At 42.4% G+C, this 17,696-nt stretch carries 24 protein-coding genes; 11 read left to right on the forward strand and 13 right to left on the reverse strand.

Features of this window, described 5'->3' with window-relative positions; translation table 11 throughout:
* Positions 1 to 476: 476 nt before the first annotated feature.
* On the reverse strand, positions 477 to 2,138 hold the full coding sequence (locus AAFP11_RS04090) for an NB-ARC domain-containing protein (protein WP_341735875.1): 1,662 nt from the start codon (positions 2,136 to 2,138) through the stop codon (positions 477 to 479).
* A 376-nt stretch (positions 2,139 to 2,514) separates the two neighbouring features.
* On the opposite strand from AAFP11_RS04090, the gene AAFP11_RS04095 reads away from it, so the two are divergent.
* On the forward strand, positions 2,515 to 6,189 hold the full coding sequence (locus AAFP11_RS04095; RefSeq protein WP_341735876.1) for a hypothetical protein: 3,675 nt from the start codon (positions 2,515 to 2,517) through the stop codon (positions 6,187 to 6,189).
* Here AAFP11_RS04095 and AAFP11_RS04100 read toward each other — a convergent pair.
* Positions 6,186 to 6,314: a hypothetical protein gene (locus tag AAFP11_RS04100; RefSeq protein ID WP_341735877.1), complete on the reverse strand. Its 129-nt coding sequence runs from the start codon at positions 6,312 to 6,314 to the stop codon at positions 6,186 to 6,188. The genes AAFP11_RS04095 and AAFP11_RS04100 overlap by 4 nt on opposite strands.
* 12 nt (positions 6,315 to 6,326) lie before the next feature.
* Here AAFP11_RS04100 and AAFP11_RS04105 point away from each other — a divergent pair, with 12 nt between their 5' ends.
* A complete protein-coding gene (locus AAFP11_RS04105; protein WP_341735878.1) occupies positions 6,327 to 6,860 on the forward strand; it encodes a hypothetical protein in 534 nt (177 codons plus the stop codon).
* Between the two features lie 245 nt (positions 6,861 to 7,105).
* Here AAFP11_RS04105 and AAFP11_RS04110 read toward each other — a convergent pair whose 3' ends face one another.
* Both AAFP11_RS04110 and AAFP11_RS04115 read right to left on the reverse strand, forming a co-directional pair.
* Positions 7,106 to 7,441, reverse strand: coding sequence for a DUF5615 family PIN-like protein (locus tag AAFP11_RS04110; RefSeq protein WP_341735879.1), 336 nt, complete (start codon positions 7,439 to 7,441; stop codon positions 7,106 to 7,108).
* The gene (locus AAFP11_RS04115) at positions 7,434 to 7,754 is read right to left on the reverse strand and encodes a DUF433 domain-containing protein (RefSeq protein WP_341735880.1); all 321 of its coding nucleotides are present in this window, start codon (positions 7,752 to 7,754) and stop codon (positions 7,434 to 7,436) included. Before AAFP11_RS04115 ends, AAFP11_RS04110 begins: the two co-directional genes overlap by 8 nt.
* 137 nt (positions 7,755 to 7,891) lie before the next feature.
* Between AAFP11_RS04115 and AAFP11_RS04120 the strand changes: the two genes are divergently transcribed.
* Both AAFP11_RS04120 and AAFP11_RS04125 read left to right on the forward strand, forming a co-directional pair.
* Positions 7,892 to 8,095: a hypothetical protein gene (locus tag AAFP11_RS04120; protein WP_341735881.1), complete on the forward strand. Its 204-nt coding sequence runs from the start codon at positions 7,892 to 7,894 to the stop codon at positions 8,093 to 8,095.
* Positions 8,092 to 8,364: a type II toxin-antitoxin system RelE/ParE family toxin gene (locus AAFP11_RS04125; RefSeq protein ID WP_106332100.1), complete on the forward strand. Its 273-nt coding sequence runs from the start codon at positions 8,092 to 8,094 to the stop codon at positions 8,362 to 8,364. The genes AAFP11_RS04120 and AAFP11_RS04125 overlap by 4 nt, the downstream gene beginning before the upstream one ends.
* An 89-nt stretch (positions 8,365 to 8,453) precedes the next feature.
* Here the strand turns inward: AAFP11_RS04125 and AAFP11_RS04130 are convergent, their stop codons facing one another.
* Both AAFP11_RS04130 and AAFP11_RS04135 read right to left on the reverse strand, forming a co-directional pair.
* On the reverse strand, positions 8,454 to 8,705 hold the full coding sequence (locus AAFP11_RS04130; protein WP_341735882.1) for a DUF2281 domain-containing protein: 252 nt from the start codon (positions 8,703 to 8,705) through the stop codon (positions 8,454 to 8,456).
* Positions 8,706 to 8,806: 101 nt separating this feature from the next.
* Entirely contained in the window at positions 8,807 to 8,959 is a 153-nt protein-coding gene (locus AAFP11_RS04135) for a hypothetical protein (protein WP_341735883.1), read from the reverse strand.
* On the opposite strand from AAFP11_RS04135, the gene AAFP11_RS04140 reads away from it, so the two are divergent.
* A complete protein-coding gene (locus AAFP11_RS04140) occupies positions 8,943 to 9,290 on the forward strand; it encodes a hypothetical protein (RefSeq protein WP_341735884.1) in 348 nt (115 codons plus the stop codon). The genes AAFP11_RS04135 and AAFP11_RS04140 overlap by 17 nt on opposite strands.
* 3 nt (positions 9,291 to 9,293) lie before the next feature.
* Complete coding sequence (locus AAFP11_RS04145) at positions 9,294 to 9,692, forward strand: HNH endonuclease signature motif containing protein (RefSeq protein ID WP_341735885.1); 399 nt, start codon at positions 9,294 to 9,296, stop codon at positions 9,690 to 9,692.
* A 104-nt stretch (positions 9,693 to 9,796) separates the two neighbouring features.
* Here AAFP11_RS04145 and AAFP11_RS04150 read toward each other — a convergent pair whose 3' ends face one another.
* The 3 genes from AAFP11_RS04150 to AAFP11_RS04160 all read right to left on the reverse strand — a co-directional run bounded on the left by AAFP11_RS04150 (position 9,797) and on the right by AAFP11_RS04160 (position 10,763).
* The gene (locus AAFP11_RS04150; protein WP_341735886.1) at positions 9,797 to 10,201 is read right to left on the reverse strand and encodes a transcriptional regulator; all 405 of its coding nucleotides are present in this window, start codon (positions 10,199 to 10,201) and stop codon (positions 9,797 to 9,799) included.
* Positions 10,185 to 10,484, reverse strand: coding sequence for a type II toxin-antitoxin system HigB family toxin (locus AAFP11_RS04155; protein ID WP_341735887.1), 300 nt, complete (start codon positions 10,482 to 10,484; stop codon positions 10,185 to 10,187). The genes AAFP11_RS04150 and AAFP11_RS04155 overlap by 17 nt, the downstream gene beginning before the upstream one ends.
* Before the next feature lie 78 nt (positions 10,485 to 10,562).
* A complete protein-coding gene (locus AAFP11_RS04160; protein ID WP_341735888.1) occupies positions 10,563 to 10,763 on the reverse strand; it encodes a hypothetical protein in 201 nt (66 codons plus the stop codon).
* A 211-nt stretch (positions 10,764 to 10,974) separates the two neighbouring features.
* Here AAFP11_RS04160 and AAFP11_RS04165 point away from each other — a divergent pair, with 211 nt between their 5' ends.
* The 3 genes from AAFP11_RS04165 (at position 10,975) to AAFP11_RS04175 (ending at position 12,004) form a co-directional block, all read left to right on the forward strand.
* Positions 10,975 to 11,253, forward strand: coding sequence for a hypothetical protein (locus AAFP11_RS04165; protein WP_341735889.1), 279 nt, complete (start codon positions 10,975 to 10,977; stop codon positions 11,251 to 11,253).
* Positions 11,250 to 11,540 (forward strand): hypothetical protein, encoded by a 291-nt coding sequence (locus AAFP11_RS04170; protein ID WP_341735890.1) that lies wholly within the window; start codon positions 11,250 to 11,252, stop codon positions 11,538 to 11,540. Before AAFP11_RS04165 ends, AAFP11_RS04170 begins: the two co-directional genes overlap by 4 nt.
* A gap of 167 nt (positions 11,541 to 11,707) precedes the next feature.
* Positions 11,708 to 12,004 (forward strand): hypothetical protein, encoded by a 297-nt coding sequence (locus AAFP11_RS04175; protein WP_341735891.1) that lies wholly within the window; start codon positions 11,708 to 11,710, stop codon positions 12,002 to 12,004.
* A gap of 57 nt (positions 12,005 to 12,061) precedes the next feature.
* Here the strand turns inward: AAFP11_RS04175 and AAFP11_RS04180 are convergent, their stop codons facing one another.
* The 4 genes from AAFP11_RS04180 to AAFP11_RS04195 all read right to left on the reverse strand — a co-directional run bounded on the left by AAFP11_RS04180 (position 12,062) and on the right by AAFP11_RS04195 (position 15,396).
* Entirely contained in the window at positions 12,062 to 12,313 is a 252-nt protein-coding gene (locus tag AAFP11_RS04180; protein ID WP_341735892.1) for a DUF2281 domain-containing protein, read from the reverse strand.
* A gap of 234 nt (positions 12,314 to 12,547) precedes the next feature.
* Entirely contained in the window at positions 12,548 to 13,201 is a 654-nt protein-coding gene (locus AAFP11_RS04185) for a TerD family protein (RefSeq protein WP_341735893.1), read from the reverse strand.
* A 220-nt stretch (positions 13,202 to 13,421) separates the two neighbouring features.
* Positions 13,422 to 14,075, reverse strand: a complete 654-nt coding sequence (locus AAFP11_RS04190; RefSeq protein ID WP_341735894.1) for a Uma2 family endonuclease — start codon at positions 14,073 to 14,075, stop codon at positions 13,422 to 13,424.
* Positions 14,076 to 14,382: 307 nt separating this feature from the next.
* The gene (locus AAFP11_RS04195; RefSeq protein WP_341735895.1) at positions 14,383 to 15,396 is read right to left on the reverse strand and encodes an adenosine kinase; all 1,014 of its coding nucleotides are present in this window, start codon (positions 15,394 to 15,396) and stop codon (positions 14,383 to 14,385) included.
* Positions 15,397 to 15,523: 127 nt separating this feature from the next.
* On the opposite strand from AAFP11_RS04195, the gene AAFP11_RS04200 reads away from it, so the two are divergent.
* On the forward strand, positions 15,524 to 17,056 hold the full coding sequence (locus AAFP11_RS04200) for an AAA family ATPase (protein WP_341735896.1): 1,533 nt from the start codon (positions 15,524 to 15,526) through the stop codon (positions 17,054 to 17,056).
* 149 nt (positions 17,057 to 17,205) lie between these two features.
* Positions 17,206 to 17,529, forward strand: a complete 324-nt coding sequence (locus AAFP11_RS04205; RefSeq protein ID WP_341735897.1) for a hypothetical protein — start codon at positions 17,206 to 17,208, stop codon at positions 17,527 to 17,529.
* The last annotated feature ends 167 nt before the right edge of the window (positions 17,530 to 17,696 follow it).

The raw sequence follows: 17,696 nt of genomic DNA on the forward strand, positions 1-17,696 counted from the left end.
ATAAGGGGAGGACAAGAGTATTTGTCTTTCGTCCCCCCCTTGTTACCTTAATAAGGGGAGGACAAGAGTATTTGTCTTTCGTCCCCCCTTGTTACCTTAATAAGGGGAGGACAAGAGTATTTGTCTTTCGTCCCCCCTTGTTACCTTAATAAGGGGAGGACAAGAGTATTTCTCTTTCGTCCCCCCCTTGTTACCTTAATAAGGGGAGGACAAGAGTATTTGTCTTTCGTCCCCCCCTTGTTACCTTAATAAGGGGAGGACAAGAGTATTTCTCAAAGTCCCCCTTCTTAAGGGGGATTTAGGGGGATCTAGACTTCGCATAAAAGCGACATTTATTATGGGTTTCAGTCTTAATTTGTCACCAATGACCTATTCCCAATTCCCAATTATATAAAATCCTCTCTTCTCTTCCTTCTCTTCCTTCGCGTCCTTCGCGCCTTCGCGGTTAAATCATTCCAATACAACCGGAACTGATATTATTTCCGTGCTTCCGTTAACAATGGTAAAGGTAGATTTCCACATACCAACTCTGCACAATTCCACTGTTGCAAATACTCGCAAACTTCAGAAATAATCGCATTTGCTGCATCTGAAATTCCAGCCTGATGCGCGTGATAATGCGCTCTGATTAACGGCTGAATATCCTCAATATCTTGCCATTCCGATTCGGGTTTGAGGGGAATATTGATATAATAATTATAGGCTTGGCTGTGGGCGTTACGGAGATTTTCGGGATGTTGACTTAGTAGGTACTCGCCCTTTTCTCGAACTAGCGGATGCAACTGATAGGATTCTCGTTGGTAATCGTAATATAGCAATTGTCGGCGCTTCAGTGCAAGGATAATATTTTCTTTAAGCTCATACTTGCTAACTTCTGGCATTTGAGCACTAATTCCTGCAAAAGATAGGGGATATTCTGAGGTTTGATAGACAGAAATTCGGCTGAGACAAGTTTGTTCACCGTCGCTGAGACGCGCTATCATTTCATCGATCGCACTTTCAATATCTCGAATCAGCAACCAGTCTCTCTGGTGTAAAAAATTCCCGACATTTCCTTGAAACTCGGTATCGTCTCGAATCAAGGTTGCTACGAGTTGTAAGGCTTTGGGATGTCCTGAATAGCGATCGCCCATTTCCGCTAATTCCTCTGCATTTGCAGTCAGATTAAAAGATTGCAACAGGGAAATTGCCGCATCTCGATCCAATCCGTTGAGCTGGATTTCGCGGGTGACAGTTGGCGGCAATTCGGCTAAGCTTTCGCGACTGGTGAAGAGGATTTTGCTTTGATGTTCTGTTTCTAATAGTTGTTTGAATAACCAAGCATATTCTGCACAATCTTCGGCGAAATAACCGGCGGCTTTTGCTTCTCCTGCTTTCAAAAGTGTGTCGGCGCGATCGAATACGAGCAAGCAAGGTTTATCTCTGAGGATTTTGAGCAGATTTTCGGTTTTTTTGCCACAGTCATTTTCAGCGTTGACGGCTGCGGTAATCTCGCCGTTGGAGAGGGTGAATAGCAGGGAGTCAATTGTGCGATCGCACGGGGGTGCTTTGCCTGTTGCGGATTGCAAGGATTGCCAAGCGGCGCTGGTGAAGGGGGTTTTTTCGGTGTGGAGTTGGCGAATTAGTTGGCTGACGAGGGTGGTTTTTCCGATTCCGGGTAATCCGACTATTGAGATGGCAATGGGAACCCCCCCCAGCCCCCCCTTGGTAAGGGGGGGAGCAAGAGTAGGCGATTCATTGGTAAGGGGGGGAGGAGCGATCAGGGTTTTTAAGGTGTCGATTTCTTTGGTGCGCTGTACCCAATTTCTGACGGGGGGTAAGTTTTCTGGGAGGGGGAAAGTGCGATCGGTTTGGTTGTCGAGGGGGATATCTGCGATCGCGGCGGCAAAGAGTGGTTCTGTTTTGATATTTTTGTAACCTTCAGCAATGTATTCCCAGTTTTCTATTTCTACTGCTTGGCAAATATTGATAAAGTTCTCTCGTCTAATTCCTATTTGCGCCCAAAACCGCTTTAAGGTAGCTGTTGAAACTAAAGCCGCAACACACCAGGTATCCTCAGTTTTATTCCATCCGAGATTGCGTCGCACCATGTCAATGATTTTTAGCCCTTCTTCAGATGCTCTGAGCAAACCAGCCATTGCGACTCCTCTACGGAAACTCTGCTTTAGTCAAGAATGTTACACGATTTGGTGAGCCAAAAAGTGAGCCAAATGAGACAAATGAGCTAAATGAGCCTTTTTTGCTGAGCCAAATGGTGAGCCGTTTAGCCTATGCAGATTCAGGATTGTGGAGTATTGTGAAGTGATGAGTCTGGCTGTCAGCTACGTTTGACGGTGCATCGGTTGGGCGATCGGGGATACGGCTTATCTGCGATCGGGACTAATGTAAAGTTTTGTTACAAAAACAGGGCGATTTGCATAAAAAGCAGATGAAGGCCCTGATAAGTATTTAGGAAAGCTTGCTAGGCGGGCTTTGCTGGTTTTGACGCAACTATATTTTTGAGGAGATGGGATTATGACGAATATTAGCTTAGGGCAAACGATTGATGGAAGTTTTACGGATAATGATTCTCAAGATATCAGGGAAATCAGTACTTATTTTGTTGATAAATATGACTTCACTGGCTTGAGTAATTGGCAGCAAGTTGAAGTGAGCTTAAATCCTTCTACATTAAAAGATGCCCCTGGATTGCGACTGATTAATGGTTCTACTGATAAAGTAATTGATAGTAAGACAAGTACCTTCTATCTTACCAAAGTCCAACCACCCGTTAAAATAGCATTTACTGTTTATCCTGGTGTTGATTATAAGCTTGAAGCAGTCACTATAGGTTCCGGTTTCGGCGGTGATTATACAATCAATACTAACTCGCTAGGCTCGGCATCATTAGTCATTAATCTACAAGACAGCTCACCATATGGTGACACATTAGGAACAGTTGATGCATTAGGGAAGTTTACACGGATTGGGTTTACTGATGAAAAATTGAAGGATATAGCTATATCGAGTAATAGCCAAATTTTTGGTATCAAGAGTGATTTTGGTAATGATTTGTTGTACAGGATAGAGCCGAAGTCACAATCCACTTCAGTTGTTGGAAACCTTGGCAAAGATATTAGGTGGGATTCATTAGAATTTGCTCCAAATAATGTACTATATGGCTTAGGTAGTCGCTCTTCTTCTGTCTTCTCCAATGATTTTAGTTTATACACAATTGATCCCGATACAGCTCAGGCATCATTAGTAGCTAAACTTGATCCTAAGTTTAGTATTTCCAATCTAACGTTTGATCCAAAAAGGAATCAATTTATAGCTCTAGGGACACCTATAATAGGATTCTCTTCAAACTCATCTTTGTTGAAAGACAGTCTCTTCTCTATTTCTTTGACTGGGGAGGTCACTAAAATTATTGACCTGGACTTCAAGACTGATACTTCTCGTTTTCGTGACATTCGCGGGTTGTATTTTGATGAGTCTAATACTCTTTTTGGATTTAATGCTTTTGACAACAACAATTTTGCTAGTAAAACTCAACGAGTCGTTATCAATCCAGTTACGGGTTCAGTTACGCCTGATGGAGGCTTAACTGTTCCTGCTGCTGCTGGTTCTTTTGCTAGTTATTCAGTGATAGGAGCATCATCTATCCCATCTGCGACTCGAACCACAACTCCAACTCCAACACCCCTAACTCCGACTCCAACACCAACTCCGACTCCAACTCCGCTAACTCCGACTCCAACTCCAACACCCCTAACTCCGACTCCAACTCCAACACCCCTAACTCCGACTCCGACTCCAACTCCCCTAACTCCAACTCCAACTCCAACACCCCTAACTCCGACTCCGACACCAACTCCCATAACTATTCCAACTCCAACTCCAACTCCGACACCCCTGACTATTCCAATTCCAAAACCAACTTCAAATAACACACAACAGCCAAGCACTAACAGTAGCTCAATCTCGATCGCCAGTGCCTCAGATTTGGCAGATGGCGATAAAACACTTATTCCAGGCGGCACAATTTTAGTCAATGGTTTAGCGACAGGCATCAATAATGCCAGTTCCGATCCAACTGGTTTTCTCCTTAATAACCTGAAAGCCTTTTTGGGAGACAATCCCATACCAGTAAGTTTAGTTAGTATTTCTGTTGGCTCAAATCCAGTTCAATTTGACACACAAATAACCATACCCAACAATCTTTCTCCAGGTAACTATCCTTTAAAACTGGTTCTCAATACTGGTACAGGTAGCTCAATCAGTGCTGTCGGACAAACATTGCGTATAATTCCTGCTAATGCAAAAGGCGCAGTCAAGGCTGACTTTGTTGACTCGATAACCGATCAAAAACTAAAACGTAATATCGCGACGCCGAACGTGTCTGCGGTGCCAACGGGAATTACAGCTTTAACTAATGCTTTGTCAGCCGTAAATATAAAAATTCCTATACCTGATGTCAATGCTAGACTACAAGAAGCATCTGATAAATTCCCCTACGGATATTTACCGGATGATTTGCTAATCAAAGATGATTTGGGAAAGCTCGATCCTTCTCAACGAAATGTCAATCTTAAATTCGTTCCAGAAAGCTCAACTCAGGCAAATAAAACATGGATCGTCATTCATGGTTGGAATGTTAGTGCTGACGACGATCCTTCATATGCAGGAGATTTTTCTGATTTAGGAAAAGCAGTTGCTCAGGCAAATCCAGACGATCGAGTTCTACTTCTAGACTGGAAGGAAGCAGCGGCTGGCGGTAAGCTGAATGATAAAGAATCTGATCCACTTGGTGCACTTGCTCTATTAAGGCTTGGCAATTACACTGCTGCTAAGTGGATTAGACCCATTGCTGAGTGGGTAGTAGAGAAGCTGGAAAAAGAGTTTGGAGTTGATGCTGAGTATGCCAGTAAAAATCTTAATTTAATTGGTCATAGCCTGGGTTCATTACTGAGTAATGAAATTGCTCGCGTATGGCAAGAAAAGCAAACAAAAGCAAAACAAGGTATAGATCAAAATGGTAAAGGGAGAGGTGTCAATACCATATTTGTCCTCGATCCACCATCTCAACTGAGCCTTAGCGTCTTATCGCTCGAACAGCCTGGATTTGGATATGATATAGATGGGAGAACACCAGTAATGGATTTTATATCTCCTGAGTCAGGAGATCAACAAATCTATCTGCCTAACTTCAAAGAAGTATCAAATTTTTCTAGAGCTTTTGTTGGCAAAAACAGTCTGGCTGGAAATCAAATTTTTGCAGCACAAGCAGACGAGTCATTCCAAATGAGTTTTAGCGATCGAGATCGAGATCGTAATGACACAGGGCAAGAGCATCTGTGGGTTGTCGAAGCGTTCAAAAATCTGATTATCCAAAAAAACGAGTTGGCAGATATTGGGAAGTTAGTGAACCCCAGTCCTATTTTGACCGATCTCAAAGGCAAAGAGAAGGCTTATGATAATCGCCATGCGGGAATTCTGGCATTTAATACTCCCACGATTGAAACAAAGAATCTCAAAGATGATAAAGATTTGCCCAAGCCACTATTTTTGACTGTAAAAAATAAGGATGGTGGCAATCTTGATGACATTGTATACGGTACCAACAAAAAGGATACTATTGTTCTAGATGTTTTTGATGATGTTGGAATTAATTCTCAGGGTAGCTTACGTTATAATAGCGGTCTGGGTAACGACATAATTTACGGTAAGGCAGAAGGTGATCTACTGTTTGGTGGTTCGGGCAATGATACCATTCGCGGCGATCAAGGTAACGATAGCATCAATGGCCAAAAGGACAATGACATCCTTTTTGGTGATGCAGATGACGATATAATATGGGGTGGGAAAGAAGACGATACCCTAATTGGTGGGAAAGGTAAAGACACTCTAACTGGAGGTTTGGGTAGCGATATATTTGTATTTTCACCCGGCGATGGTGCTGCTAGTAGAGAGGAGGCTGATATTATTACAGACTTTGGCACTGGTTTTTTTGGGACAGGCGGTGCTGATAGGATTGGGTTAGCAGGCGGCTTAAACTCGAATATGGTTGAGGTAGTAGACGAGGGAGGATTTGGGCCGTTTGGCGGACAAACCGTTCTCAAAGCTAATGGTGAGTTTCTAGCAATAATTATCAACGGTAAGTTCACTAAGAGTGATTTGAATTTTCTAGACAACTTCAAGATTGTCTAGAAAATATTGGTTCGCCATATCAAGAGCGATCGCCCTTTACGACAAAAAGTGCGATCGCCCTCTAAAACAATCCCCAACACCCACACATCCCCACAACCACCGTCCTTAAATCCCAACCCTCTCATAGAGATTGAATCATGATTAAACTAAAATTCAAGATATTAGGAGCACTAGCCCTAATCAGTGCAATTGGCATAGATTGTACCAGTCTAGTCAAACCAGCCACCGCACAAACCGCCGCATCCCTAGCCTATCATCTCAAACAAGCAGGTGCTAAGCTGTACGGTGCTTCTTGGTGTCCTTACACTCGAAGACAGGCGCAATTGTTCGGAGATGTTTTCAGCCAAGTTCAATACATTGAATGCTACCCTAATGGTAGAAATGGTGAATTTAATTCGCAGTGCCAAAGAGCAGGAGTTTATAGCTATCCTGCATGGGTAATTGGTGGTCGCACGAATGAGGGCATGATGTCTATTGAAAAACTAGCCGAAATATCTAACTATGGTACACCTTCAAACACCAACGACAGAGTAAAAATATGTGACTATAAAGCCGACCTGATTTTTTATGAAAGAAATCCTCAAATGTTGGGTCGGAAAATTTCTAGTTCTCAATCTAGTTTAGCAAATGAATGGTCAGGAATTAGAAGGAATATTCGGGGATGTCAGTAACGCATTAAAGCCCTAGAATAAGTATTGCAGGACTGATGCGCTCCGACAAAGAAACCGGGTTTTTTACCGAATCTGCGGGTGACAACGAAGTATTTCGCAAAAACCCGGTTTCTGGGCTCCATGCGTAAGACTTAATCTGATTATAGATAAAGAGCAGTTTAGTTTTATTTTAGCAATTATAATCGGTTTAGTTCCACAGGCGATCGCCCTTGACGACAAAAAGCGCGATCGCCCTTTGCCATTTCTCACAAAAACTCAACACGCCCAAGCATTTCTTCAGGCGTGTACACTTCATAAATCAAAACCAGAGCTTCAATGATTTGTCCGATCGAACGAGTACCTTGCTTACAATAAGCAATACCTGGATGCTCGCTGCTAAGACTAGCAATCGTTAAAAAATCATCATCGTGAGTCATAATCACTCGCTTTTGTTCGCAGATAAATGCTAACTGTGATTCATCACTCCGAGCAAGTAACCCCGCCTCAATAGTTGTTGTAACATCAATTAATCGTCGGCGCAATTCTCGCGCCACAGCCGATTTAACATTCTCATCTAAATGAAAGCGGATGCGTTCACTCACCTCTAATTTCCCTCAGCTTTTCCTGCAAACGAGAAGGTGGACTCTTGCGCTTCAACTCTTCGACAAAAGCATCTGATTCAGCAGTGCGGCGGTCAATTTCTTCTCGATTATCGTAATAGTAAGTCATGGCTGCATGAACCGAAGCAGGTGACAAATTATAATCCCTAGCGATTTCTTCTATTGACTCTCCCATCTTCAGATACATTTCAGCGATGTGTGCTACAGAAATTCGATGACCGGCAATGCGTGGTTTACCACCAAGCACTCCCGGTGTAATTTCAATATACTTTGTGATGACTGATTGCTTAGACATAAAGCGTCAAAGGCTCCTAATTGGTAATGTTTAGAGCTATTTAATTTTAGCAAAAACAGACGAAGTGCGATCGCCCCAAGGTTGTCAGCTATAATAAAAGCATCATTCCCTTCCAACTCATCTCACCATAAAAGTGTATGAAAATAGAAGACTATCCACTGGCTAAAGAATTGATATTCGATGCCGAGGGCAACATCAGTCAAGTCATTCTAGATTATAACGACTATCAGTATTTCCTAGAAGCGATGGAAGATAGAGGACTTCTATTGGCTATGGGCGCAGTAAAAAATGAAACCCCCTTAAATTTACAGCAAGCACTTGCCGAACTGGAAACAGAATGAAAGTCGAATATCTGCCCAGTTTTTTAAAGGATTTAAAAGCTCTTAAAAGTACGCCTGTCTTTGAGCAAATCAAGGATTTTGCTTTTGCGGAAATTTCAAATAGTAATGATTTACAGACAATTGTTAACTTAAAAAAATTGAAAGGTGATGATAATGCGTATCGGCTTCGGGTTGGCGACTATCGAATAGGTTTTTATTTTGATGGCGAAACTGTTACTTTTGCCAGGGTGCTTCACCGGAAAGATATCTATCGCTACTTTCCACCATAAAGCTGTTTTCACTCTGACAGAAGGTTTTGGGCAACTTGTCCTTGTCCTTTAAAGTAGTAGATTAATGTGTTTGTATCCAAAATATACATCTAAAAGCTCTCCTGCAAGATGTCTTCCCCCGACTCAGCACGAATCTCTTCCAGAGTAGGAAAGTCTTCTGCCCAAGTTCCAGCTAGGGAATAAACCACTTCCTGCCAAGGAGTTAAAGCATCTACTGTGTCGGTGGATTCGTTCGCATTCAGGTACTTGGCACGAATAAACTGTGCGAAAGTGAGAATTTCGCTAGCTTGATTTTGGGGAAGAGTTTTTACGATCGCATAAATCTGTTCAATAACAGTCATAATCTGATTATAGATAAAGAGCAGTTCAGTTTTATTTTAGCAATTATAATCGGTTTAGTTCCACAGGCGATCGCCCTTTACGAAAAAAAGCGCGATCGCCCTTAATCCCTCCACATCCATCCTTGTTCATCTGCGATTAAAAAAAGTGCGATCGCCCTTACGACAAAAAGTGCGATCGCCCTTTCGACAAAAAGCCTTAGAATAAGTAATAGCTCCTGCAATTTGAGGGTTTTACCAGTGACAACCATCACCATTGAAGTTCCCGACGAGCTCTCAGAGCAACTCGCACTCTTGGGCGAACAACTGCCAGAACTCTTGCGCCTGTGCGTCGAGCAGCCAGTATTGCCGTCCCGCACCTACCGCTATATTTTAAACTTTCTTGCTAGCGCGCCCACAGCAGCAGAAATCGCAGCCTTCCGTCCCACTCCTGAAATGCAAGAACGCCTGCGGATATTGGTAGCCCGCAGCAAAGCCGGTGAACTCACGAACGCAGAACAACTAGAACTAGATGAATACGAGCGGATTGAACATCTAGTAATCATGCTCAAAATGGGCAACCTACCTTATATCACCCGCCAATCTTGATTTGTGACTTATATTTCTGCCACCCTTCGCCGATATATTGAAGAACGCGCTTCCTACGGCTGCGAGTATTGTCTGCTGGGAATTTCTTTGAGTTTTTTCCCTCACGAAGTTGACCACATAATTGCTCTAAAGCACGGAGGTACAACTGATGCGGATAATCTCGCCTTGGCTTGCTGGCGGTGCAACCGATATAAAGGGACAGACCTCGGTTCTTTCGATCCCCAGACTAGCGCTTTTAGTTTCCTGTTCAACCCCCGGACGCAGAACTGGCCCGAACATTTTACCTTAGATAATGGCAGGATTATTGGGTTAACCCCAGAAGGCCGCACAACTGTCAATTTGCTACAGCTTAACAGCGATGAGCGACTGGCCGAACGCAGGCGCTCGCTCTCTAGTTCATAATAGGGCGATCGATACGCACTCCGACTAAAGAAACCGGGTTTTTACCGAATCTGTTGGCTGCGGCGAAGTATTTTCACAAAAACCCGGTTTCTGGGCCCTATGTGTTAGTTAGTAAATAAACTCGGCTCTACATGAAACAAACTACCCAGAATCAACGCCTGCTCTTTGCTGAAATATCCCTCACCGTTAACCAGTTGATATACTCCTTCTTCAGAGCCAATAATTCCCACTAAATCCGCAGGTTTTAGCGATCGCTGTTCCATCAAAAACAATAACAGTGAACGAGGTGTAGCCGTTGCTCCCGGTGCGTAGTATTCTTCCTCAAATTTTTCAATCAATGCAATCAACAATTCATATAACTCATCTTCTTCAGGAGTGCGATCGCGACGGTGCATCAACTCTTCCACCATCACCAAAGCCTTTTCATTCTCAGCTTCATTTCTAATTATTTTTGGCTGATACTGAGACAATAACTCTTTGTATTTATCTGGATTAAAAATAAGGGTCATTTTTCCATTTTTCCTTATCATATTCAGCATGAGTAAGAATGTATTTGATATAAATTAACTGGCTTTCATAATCGATACTAACTATCAATCGATAGTTGTTACCTTTGATATTGAAAACCGTAAAACCTCCCACGGCTTCAGCTTTAGGGAAAACAGATTGCACTTCAACTAAATGTGACCATTTAGCTTTGCTAGAAATTTTAAACCAGTTATCCAGGGCTTCCAGACAATCAGCATGACTTTCGCTATATTCACGCATCCGTCGGTAGCTGATTATGTGCATATGCTATAGATAATTTCAACTAAGTTTTATCTTAGCTAAGCTAATTTCTTTTGTCAAGTAAGCGCGAAATGAGGTAGCTTATTCCCATTGTTCGAGTTCCTCGAATGGTAGGGGTTCAAAAAAAGCATCACCGAGTTTTCCCGTCAGTAAACCAGGGGTGCGAGGCTGTGGCTGTTCTCGTCCTAATCCGAGGCGAAAGTAGTGAATCAAGTCATAGATTTCTGCGAGTTTGTCTTCGGGGATGTCTTGTAGTTCTTGAACGATCTTCTGAATTAGCATAAATCAAACACTCCAATAGTTGCTGGTTAATCGATCGCACTACAAGGGTTGCAGCTTTGTCTATTATGGCTCATCCTACAGGGATACAAGTCCGCGACGACCTGCGGCGATCGCCCTTAAATTCATAATAGACAAACAACATCTAATTTGTTATAATTGAGTGAAACTCTACCCTAGAGAGTTTTACCTAATTTTATAATAGCTGAAAAATATGTTTTGGATTCTGAAAAACTTAATCAGCACAGATACTCAAGGACACCTAAGTTTAAACCTCGAACCCAAGTCAACAGAGTATCGCGTTCTCGTCAACGAAGCCGGACAAATTCTATTAGACCCAATAACCAACATACCCGATCGCGAACAGTGGTTGTGGCAAAACCCCCAAGCATTAGCCACCGTTAAGTGCGGCCTCGCCCAAGCAGCTAAAGGTGAAGTACACGATTTGGGTGACTTCTCTGAGTATGCTGATTTGGAGATTGAAGAGGAATGAATTTTCGGATAGAATTTTCTTCATCAGCTAGAGATAGCTTGGTTAATCTTCAGGAATTAGATGCTAAAAAATACAATAAAGTGCTTAAAACACTTGGATTAATGGCAACTAATTTACGCCATCCCAGCTTGAAAACTCATAAATACGATACATTATCTGGCCCTAATGAAGAGGAAGTATTTGAGGCTTACGTCGAAAATAAAACCCCAGCAGCATTTCGAGTCTTCTGGTATTATGGCCCGGGGAAAGGTGTAATCACAGTTATTGCAATTACGCCTCACCCTTAAAGTACGGGGTCAATTCATCAAGAAATTACCAATTTCTACAACTCCCTCCAACCTGAACTCACAGGTACGGACTGTATAACAGTTAGAGGATGGCTCAGCACTCAATCTTTTGCATAACAACAAGACTTTGGCATTAGAGTTATTATAGCTTTCGGAGGAACAGTTTAATGCTGACTCTAGATATCCAATCAATTCTCAATTCTATTCCCAATGAAATTAGCTGGCAAGATATCGTACAGTTTGAAAAGCTAGACGATCGCGTTGCCATTGCTAATGACCTTTGTGCTAACATTATTGGTGTCAATGAAAGTACGATCGAATTGTGTCCTAATGAAAATCTACCCGATCGTTTAGAACAACTGGTTTGGTGGTGGGTTGTGCGTCCCGATTTAGGAGCTGCGATCGCCAAAGAAGCTCCTCAAGAACTCAAAAATATTATCAGTCAATACATTTTGGAAAATTGACAAAAACCAGCATTCTTTGAAGTAGTAGATTAATGTATTTGTATCCAAAATATACATCTAAAAGCTATCCCGCAAAATGTCTTCCCCCGACTCGGCACGAATCTCTTCCAGAGTAGGAAAGTCTTCTGCCCAGGTTCCAGCGAGGAAATAAACCACTTCCTGCCAAGGAGTTAAAGCATCTACTGTGTCGGTGGATTGGTTTGCATTCAGGTACTTAGCACGAATAAACTCAGCGAAAGTGAGAATTTCGCTAGCTTGATTTTGGGGAAGAGTTTTGACGATTGCGTAAATTTGTTCAATAACAGTCATAATCTGATCTGCCGGAATGCTTCGCCCCTACTACAAAATCGGGATGCTCCCAGTGCGATCGCCCTTACGACAAAAAGTGCGATCGCCCTCTAAAACAAACCCCTGCCCTCGATCGCTGTTCTTCTAGACGAGTAAGTGGGTGCATAAAAACCTAACTATCCTAACACAAATAAACTCGCCAGAATATCACCACCGAGCTGATTCTAGACTTGATGAAAGTTAAGAAACAGCATATCAATTATTGTTTTGATGCTGTAGACGATAGCGCCAGTTGACAACCGGCTTACGCACATTATTTGCAGCTTCTTGAGGAGGAGCAGTGTAACTATCAATTAATTCTTGAGCGCCACCATTATAGGCTTTGCTTGCAGACTTAACCGTCCATCCTCCATCTTGGCGGTATAATTCAGCCAGGATCACTGCTGTTTCAACAGAGTAATTATCTGCAAGATTGCAGCGTAGAACTTCTTCTTGGGTCTGAGCGTTAACTAAGCGCACAAACACATTTTCTACTTGTCCAAAATTTTGATTGCGTTCTTCTCCGTCACAAATCATTACAGTAAAAATAATTTTTGTTACCTCAGCAGGCACTCTTTTTAAATTAACTTTAATGACTTCATCATCCCCCTCACCTTCACCTGTGGAGTTATCCCCCATGTGCTGAACTGATTGACTTGGATCGGGGCTGGTGAGATTATTGTAAAAAATTACATGATCGTCAGAAATTAGCTTTTCGTTAGCGTCTAAAAGTAATGCAAAGGCATCTAAATCGTAATTAGTATCGCTATTAGATGGAACGTCCCATCCTAAACCGAAAAAGACTTCCGAAAGACCGGGGTTGGTTTTGCTAAGTGAGAGGCCCTGTCCTTTGCCCAAAGAAATTCCCATAATCTAACTTGCTTCCTAAAAATCAAAAATCAATAAAAATTATAATCTACCGATAGATTACTGGATCGATCTGTTATATAATTTTATATATTTTAATAAATCTTCAATAAAGGCTGAGGGCGATCGCCTCTCACAGGGAAAACTGCTGCAAACTATGGCAATTTAAACAGGGATGCTTTGAAGTTTCAATAAAACTTTGTTATTCCAAGTATCGCTGTCTTCATCTACGGTTCAAAAATTCCCTAACTTTTTGCCGAAACAAACGCACCGCCGCCCTTGGCCCGATGGTTTTACTTTGCTCAATAAAAGCTGGAATTTCGGCGATCGGCAAAAACCCAAAAGCCAAACTATTCTCCCTCTCCTGATAACTTCCCTCAACCAATTGATACACTACAAGAGATTGATTGCGATATCTCCAGATTTCAGGAACTCCCAGAGCGGCATAAATTGAGAACTTATTCAAAGAAGAACTCGTGTAGTCTGATTCTACCACTAAATCCGGTGGCGGATCGGCGGGTAAACTGATGCTTTTACCTCGGACTACCGATTCATTTTGAATGTAAAAACAACTATCCGGTTCAATAGCACGATTTAAATCTTCCCGTTCTAAAGTCAATGCACCGATCTGCCTCATTTCAATTTCCATTTCATCTACTATAACACCAACAAAGTGTTCTATCATTCCTACTGGTTCTTCATGTTCAGTTAGTGGCATTCTGATTTCTAAGACTCCTTCAGCATAAGCAATTCTCCACGCTCTACCATCGCCGACATCGGACATTATCGCTTTAAATGTTTGCCATTTAATGGCGGTCAAGGTAATTAATTTTTCCTCGCTACTTTGTAGAGGAGGAGTCAATGTGGTTGTTACCATTTGAGCTACAATTAGTTAGGATTTTATTTATTTTAACATATCCTTTTTTCATCTGCTGCCACTGTGGTACTGGCAAAATAGCCTGTGCTTGGGAAGTGACTCCTATCCACTGTGGCACGGGCCAAAAAGCCAGTGCCACAGTGGATATAGCAATCCTAAATCATTTGTGAATTTCTTACTCCCGGACCTTACTAAGGTCCGGGTTGGGGTGGGGTAAAAAACTTTACGACTCCTGCAAGGACTGCTATAGATTTCAAAAAGTGCGATCGCCCTTGATGACAAAAAGTGCGATCGCCCTTTTCAATTCCTAACCAGAAATCACCTGACTCAAAAGATGAGCCTGAGAACCCTCAAGACGAGGCCCATAAACCTGCACCACCAGAGAAGCTAAAAAATTGCCCCAACGAGCCGCTTGTACAGAGTTCAAACCATTAGTAATCCCAAACAAAACACCGCCCGCAAAAGCATCGCCAGCACCCACAGTATCGATCGCCTTTACCGGAAATCCAGCCACATCAACAATCTGTTTATTTTCCACAACAACGCAGCCCTTATCCCCATTAGTAATAAAAGCCAAGTCCGAAATTTCGCTCATTTTCCGAGCACACTCCTCCAAAGATTCCTCCTTAAAAAAGCTGCGAACTTCATCAGCATTGCAAAAGATGACATCGCAATATTCCGAAACCACCTTGTGAAAATCATCCGCAAATCGATCGACCAAAAAGCCATCAGAAAAAGTAAAAGCCACCTTCACGCCCAGGCGCTTAGACTGTTCCATCGTTTCAATGCTAGCCTTTCGCGGATCGGGAGCATCCCACAGATAGCCCTCAACATAACTATACTTGCAATGAGATAGTCGATCGACATCAATATCCGTCGCCGCCAGAGTAGTAGAAACCCCCAAATTAGTACACAAAGTGCGTTCCGCATCAGGAGTAGTCAGCACCACACAAGTACCAGTAGGTCCGTTAGACTCAGCAGGATGGACGTTAAAATCAATCCCCGCCTCCAGCAAATCTTGCCGATAAAATTCGCCATTAGTATCCTTAGCAACCTTCCCTGAATAATAGCCTTTACCACCGCTCTGAGCCACACCAATCATCGTATTCGCGGCAGAACCCCCCGATCGCATTTGCAGCGAAGTGTGTTCCAAATCGTGCAAAATCCCCCCCTGGATTTCCGAATCCATCAGCGTCATCCCGCCACGATTCAGTCCGTGTTTCAGGACAAAATCATCTTCCACTAATGCTAAGATGTCTACGAGGGCATTGCCCACGCCGAACACATCCACGGAACCCAAATCTTGATTGTTTTCAGTCATCGCTAAATTTTGGTTGACACTAATTATCAACTTTATAATAAATCGGCTTCAAGTCAACATAGATTTTCTTTAACTTGAATCAAAACTAAAAAATTTCTCTCATCCCCATCTAAAATCCCAAATCAATATGACTTTTCCCCCTTTGATTCAGCAAATGTTGCAGCCAGGATTTTATCCCCACACAGTCACAGAACCGGTCCTGTTAATTCAGACTCACATTTCCTTTGTATTCCTGACCGGAGAATATGTTTACAAAATCAAAAAACCAGTCAATTTTGGCTTTTTGGATTATTCAACCTTAGAGAAAAGAAAGCATTTTTGCCATCAAGAATTGCAAATGAATCAGCGAACAGCAGCGGAAATTTACCTGGAAGTTTTGCCCATTGTTCAAATAGGCGATCGCTTTCAATTTGCCAAGGATGCAGGAGCGACAAATTCGGCTGAAATTCCTGTGGAATACGTCTTGAAAATGCGTGAATTTCCCCAAACTTCGCTGTTTCTGAGTTTATTGGAACGGGGAGAGTTGACGGAGGAACTGATGGCAGATTTAGGGCGGGAAGTTGCCAAATTTCACGGCACTACACTTACCAATAAGTATATCAGCAAATTTGGCGAAGTCAACCAAATTCGCAAGGCAATAGATAATAATTACCTGATTTCGCAAAAATATATCGGTGGGCCGCAGACTCAAGCACAATATCAGGAAACCCAAAATTATACAGACTCATTTTTTGCCGAAAATCAAGAGTTATTTAACCGCCGCATAGCCAATCATAAAATTCGCGAATGCCACGGAGATTTGCACTTGCGAAACATCGCCTTGTGGCAAGATAAAATATTGCTATTTGATTGTATTGAATTTAACGAGCCTTTTCGGTTTGTGGATGTGATGTACGATATTGCCTTCACCGTGATGGATTTGGAATCGCGGGACTGCCGAGAATTAGGCAATGCTTTTCTCAATACTTATATTGAAGAAACAGGGGATTGGGAAGGACTGCAAGTGCTGCCACTATACTTAAGTCGTCAAGCTTATGTGAGAGCCAAAGTAACTTCGTTGATGTTGGATGATGCTAGTATTTCAACTGCTGACAAAACGCAGATTTCACAAACAGCAGCTCATTACTATACATTAGCTTGGGAATATACAAAACCGCGTCAAGGAAAGTTAACTTTAATGTCAGGTTTATCCGGTGCTGGTAAGAGTACAGTGGGTCGATATTTGGCTCGTCACACCGGTGCAATTCACCTTCGTTCCGATGCTGTTCGCAAACATTTAGGTGGAATTCCTGTACATGAGCGGGGCGGGCAAGATTTGTACTCGGATGAAATGACTGCCAAGACCTATGGTAGATTGTTAGAGTTGGGGGTAATGTTGGCAGACAGAGGTTGGAAAGTGATTTTGGATGCCAAGTTCGATCGCGCTTCCTGGAGAACAGACGCGATCGATCTGACTCAATCTCACAATTTGCCACTGGAAATCCTTTACTGCACTGCGCCAACAGAAGTATTGCGAGAACGTCTGCAACGGCGCAAGGGCGATATTACTGACGCCACAGCAGAACTATTGAATGCCCAGCAAACAGCCTTTGAACCATTCACAGAAGTTGAGCAAAGTTATGTAAAAATTATAGATACAATGTCAGACTTTGAGCTATAATAGCAATCTCCAATAATTATTGTGGAACCAGCAGGATGTCTGTTTAAATATTGCGTTTCTGCTGAAGTCTAATATATCCCGTTGATTTTAATTTGATGCTAATCTGGTAAATATCTTTCCGTTATATTAGAAAAAGGACTTGGAAGCCCATGCCAAAATTTAGTAGAGATACCAAGGGGTTTAACCCCGCATTGATTTGGTTTGTGTTATTTACTGTGGGCTTTCGCTTAATAGGCTCTACTTTGCCCATAAGTATTATCTTCGGCCTGGTGGGAGGTGGAGCCGTGGGTTTGGTCGTAGCTTGGTGGCATAATGAACTGGTACTCAACCCCAATAAACGTCCCAAGGACAAACCCTCTGATGCTATCCTGAATAAAGAAGTAGTAGAAACCGAGGGCAAATACGGTAAAGGGTCTACCCGTCAAGCTTCTACATTACTAGGCTGGTTGTCAGCACCAGAGGATAAATTTTGATTTTTAATACAAGTTTAGGACTGATGCTAAGTGGCACAGGACTATCGATTCTTAGGGTGTTCTACTAATTTGAGGATGAACGAATTATCCATGGTTTGTCGATAGTAGAACACCTTACTTATGGTTGTGACACTGATAGACATTCCCCAAAAAGCTTGTCTTGAACA

Origin of the sequence: Microcoleus sp. CAWBG640 (assembly GCF_020883015.1) — a bacterium.
Taxonomy (GTDB): domain Bacteria; phylum Cyanobacteriota; class Cyanobacteriia; order Cyanobacteriales; family Microcoleaceae; genus Microcoleus; species Microcoleus anatoxicus.

What these genes read in the sequence shown, in the direction of transcription:
- AAFP11_RS04090 (WP_341735875.1), bottom strand. Translation starts at nt 2,138, where the DNA reads ATGGCTGGTTTGCTCAGAGCATCTGAAGAAGGGCTAAAAATCATTGAC.
- AAFP11_RS04170 (WP_341735890.1), top strand. Translation starts at nt 11,250, where the DNA reads ATGAATTTTCGGATAGAATTTTCTTCATCAGCTAGAGATAGCTTGGTT.
- AAFP11_RS04195 (WP_341735895.1), bottom strand. Translation starts at nt 15,396, where the DNA reads ATGACTGAAAACAATCAAGATTTGGGTTCCGTGGATGTGTTCGGCGTG.
- AAFP11_RS04200 (WP_341735896.1), top strand. Translation starts at nt 15,524, where the DNA reads ATGACTTTTCCCCCTTTGATTCAGCAAATGTTGCAGCCAGGATTTTAT.
- AAFP11_RS04155 (WP_341735887.1), bottom strand. Translation starts at nt 10,484, where the DNA reads ATGCACATAATCAGCTACCGACGGATGCGTGAATATAGCGAAAGTCAT.
- AAFP11_RS04135 (WP_341735883.1), bottom strand. Translation starts at nt 8,959, where the DNA reads ATGGTGATGGTTGTCACTGGTAAAACCCTCAAATTGCAGGAGCTATTA.
- AAFP11_RS04190 (WP_341735894.1), bottom strand. Translation starts at nt 14,075, where the DNA reads ATGGTAACAACCACATTGACTCCTCCTCTACAAAGTAGCGAGGAAAAA.
- AAFP11_RS04150 (WP_341735886.1), bottom strand. Translation starts at nt 10,201, where the DNA reads ATGACCCTTATTTTTAATCCAGATAAATACAAAGAGTTATTGTCTCAG.
- AAFP11_RS04100 (WP_341735877.1), bottom strand. Translation starts at nt 6,314, where the DNA reads ATGAGAGGGTTGGGATTTAAGGACGGTGGTTGTGGGGATGTGTGGGTG.
- AAFP11_RS04160 (WP_341735888.1), bottom strand. Translation starts at nt 10,763, where the DNA reads ATGCTAATTCAGAAGATCGTTCAAGAACTACAAGACATCCCCGAAGAC.
- AAFP11_RS04115 (WP_341735880.1), bottom strand. Translation starts at nt 7,754, where the DNA reads ATGTCTAAGCAATCAGTCATCACAAAGTATATTGAAATTACACCGGGA.
- AAFP11_RS04105 (WP_341735878.1), top strand. Translation starts at nt 6,327, where the DNA reads ATGATTAAACTAAAATTCAAGATATTAGGAGCACTAGCCCTAATCAGT.
- AAFP11_RS04120 (WP_341735881.1), top strand. Translation starts at nt 7,892, where the DNA reads ATGAAAATAGAAGACTATCCACTGGCTAAAGAATTGATATTCGATGCC.
- AAFP11_RS04185 (WP_341735893.1), bottom strand. Translation starts at nt 13,201, where the DNA reads ATGGGAATTTCTTTGGGCAAAGGACAGGGCCTCTCACTTAGCAAAACC.
- AAFP11_RS04095 (WP_341735876.1), top strand. Translation starts at nt 2,515, where the DNA reads ATGACGAATATTAGCTTAGGGCAAACGATTGATGGAAGTTTTACGGAT.
- AAFP11_RS04175 (WP_341735891.1), top strand. Translation starts at nt 11,708, where the DNA reads ATGCTGACTCTAGATATCCAATCAATTCTCAATTCTATTCCCAATGAA.
- AAFP11_RS04205 (WP_341735897.1), top strand. Translation starts at nt 17,206, where the DNA reads ATGCCAAAATTTAGTAGAGATACCAAGGGGTTTAACCCCGCATTGATT.
- AAFP11_RS04165 (WP_341735889.1), top strand. Translation starts at nt 10,975, where the DNA reads ATGTTTTGGATTCTGAAAAACTTAATCAGCACAGATACTCAAGGACAC.
- AAFP11_RS04130 (WP_341735882.1), bottom strand. Translation starts at nt 8,705, where the DNA reads ATGACTGTTATTGAACAGATTTATGCGATCGTAAAAACTCTTCCCCAA.
- AAFP11_RS04125 (WP_106332100.1), top strand. Translation starts at nt 8,092, where the DNA reads ATGAAAGTCGAATATCTGCCCAGTTTTTTAAAGGATTTAAAAGCTCTT.
- AAFP11_RS04180 (WP_341735892.1), bottom strand. Translation starts at nt 12,313, where the DNA reads ATGACTGTTATTGAACAAATTTACGCAATCGTCAAAACTCTTCCCCAA.